General features: G+C 64.6%; 1 protein-coding gene, 1 other RNA gene and 1 pseudogene. 1 reads left to right on the forward strand and 2 read right to left on the reverse strand.

The genetic code is table 11. From position 1 onward, the window contains the following. On the forward strand, positions 1-1,146 hold a 1,146-nt coding region (locus WA702_RS17565; RefSeq protein ID WP_425111809.1), incomplete at its 5' end, for a DHA2 family efflux MFS transporter permease subunit. Positions 1,147-1,171: 25 nt separating this feature from the next. On the opposite strand, the pseudogene WA702_RS17570 reads toward WA702_RS17565, so the two are convergent. Continuing rightward, a pseudogene (locus WA702_RS17570) lies at positions 1,172-1,906 on the reverse strand (sulfite exporter TauE/SafE family protein). Positions 1,907-2,001: 95 nt separating this feature from the next. Next, positions 2,002-2,286, reverse strand: an RNA gene (rnpB, locus tag WA702_RS17575) — RNase P RNA component class A; the annotation flags it as partial.

A 2,286-nucleotide genomic window follows, 5' to 3' on the forward strand; every position in this document is an offset into this window, starting at 1 on the left:
CACATCGTCGGTCCGATCATCGGGCTGGTCGCGACGCTGGCGCCGACCATCGGCCCGACCATCGGCGGCTACATCACCGATGCGATGTCCTGGCACTGGCTGTTCTTCGTCAACATCCCGCCGGGCATTCTCATCACGGCAGGCGTGCTGTGGCTGGTCGATTTCGACCAGCCGGACTTCAAGCTGCTCGAGCGATTCGACTGGTTCGGCCTGCTGTTCATGGCCGGCTTCCTCGGCGCGCTCGAATATGTGCTCGAGGAAGGTCCGCAATATGAGTGGCTCCAGGACACCAGCGTCGCGATCTGCGCCGCAGTCTGCGTCCTCTCCGCGGTCGCCTTCTTCTGGCGCGTGCTGACGGCCGACGAGCCGATCGTCGATCTCAGAGCCTTCAGCAACCGCAATTTCGCGGTCGGCTGCCTGCTGCAGTTCTGCATCGGCATCGGCCTCTACGGCCTGACCTACATCTATCCGCGCTATCTCGCCGAGGTGCGCGGCTACAGTGCGCTGATGATCGGCGAGACCATGTTCGTCTCGGGCGTCACCATGTTCCTGATGGCGCCGGTGGTCGGACGGCTGATGCTGAAATTCGATATGCGCTACATCATCGTGTTCGGGCTCGTCGTCTTCGCGCTCGGCTCCTACCAGATGACCGACATCACCCGCGACTACGATTTCTGGGAGCTGTTCTGGCCGCAGGTGTTGCGCGGCATCGGCATGATGTGCGCGATGGTGCCGACCAACAACATCGCGCTCGGCACCCTGGCGCCGGATCGAGTCAAGAACGCCTCCGGTCTGTTCAATCTGATGCGCAACCTTGGCGGCGCGGTGGGCCTGGCCGTGATCAACGAGGTGCTCAACGACCGCACCGATCTGCACATCAGCCGCCTGCAGGAGCGGGTGAACTGGGGCAACGCCATGGCGGTCGAGACGCTGAACAATTTCACCCAGCGCCTGCAGGGCATGGGCGACGCGGCGCTCATGGCCATGAAGCAGCTGTCGCAGATCGTGCACCGCCAGGCCGTGGTGATGGGCTATGGCGACGCCTTCTTCATGCTGACCTTGTTCTATATCGGCCTCAGCTTCATGGTGATGCTGCTGAAGAAGCCGAGCGCGGCGGCGATGGGGGGCGGTGGCGGCGGGCATTGAGCGCGCGCCAGTCTCGACTGTGGAATCAGAGACTGCTCCAGAGCAGGGTGAGCCCGGAGATGAACAGCAGCACCAGCACGGCATCGCCGAAATTGCGGTCGCTCATGGCGTGATAGGCGCGGGTGCCGAGCCAGGCGCCGATCAGGGTGCCCGGAAGCGCAAGCAGCGACAGCCATATCATCTGCGGCGCGACCAGGCCGCTGATCAGTTGCAGGACGAAGGCCATCGTCAGCACGGTCCAGTTATAGGTCTGGTAGACGCCGCGCCGCTCGTCCTTGCTCCAGCCGCGCAAGGTCGCCCACAGGATCGGCAGCGGGCCGGACAGGCCGGCGAGTCCGCCGAGGATGCCGCCGGCGAAGCCGATCAGGCCGTCGGCGGAGCGGCCGCCGAAGCGGAGCGCCGGCCAATTGCGGTTGAAATGCAGCGCCAGGGGGAACACCAGCAGCAGGATGCCGACCGTGAGCTTGAAGGTCACGGGATTGGCCTGCGCGATCAGTAACGTGCCGAGCGGCACGCCGGCGAGGCCGCCGATCAGGAATGGCCAGACGATGGAGAGCTCGAAGCGCTTCCACATCGCTGGCAAAGTGGCGCTCTGCGCCACGATCGAGCAGACCAGCACTAACTGCACCGCTGATGTCGGCGGCAGCACATAGAGTCAGATGCCGAGCGCCATCAGCGCGGTGCCGAAGCCCGCAAGACCCGAGACGAAGCCACCGGCCAGCGCGCCGATCAGCAGCAGCGCAGTATCGGCGGCATGCATCGCAATTTCCGTGGTGGAGGCGTGGACAAGAATGCTTACACGATGGTGGCGGACATGGTGAGGGGTCCGGCGTGGTCGGCCGAACCCCTCATGAACATATCAGCCGGCCTGTAAGCCGGGTTCTGTAGGGCACCGCCGCACTTGCGTGCGACGATACGTGACGGCCATTCCTCTGGGACAACGTTTGCACGTTGCCTCGGGCAACCTACCCGGACGGCGAGCCTGACATCGCTCCCACGGGCGTTGTCGCTCGAAGCGAACTGCCCGTGTTGCCGTCCCTATTCGGTCTTGCTCCCGGTGGGGTTTACCTTGCCGTTTCCGTTGCCGGATCCGCGGTGCGCTCTTACCGCACCTTTTCACCCTTACCGCGCCGCAGCCCG

The organism is Bradyrhizobium sp., from assembly GCF_049798375.1.
Taxonomy (GTDB): Bacteria; Pseudomonadota; Alphaproteobacteria; order Rhizobiales; family Xanthobacteraceae; genus Bradyrhizobium.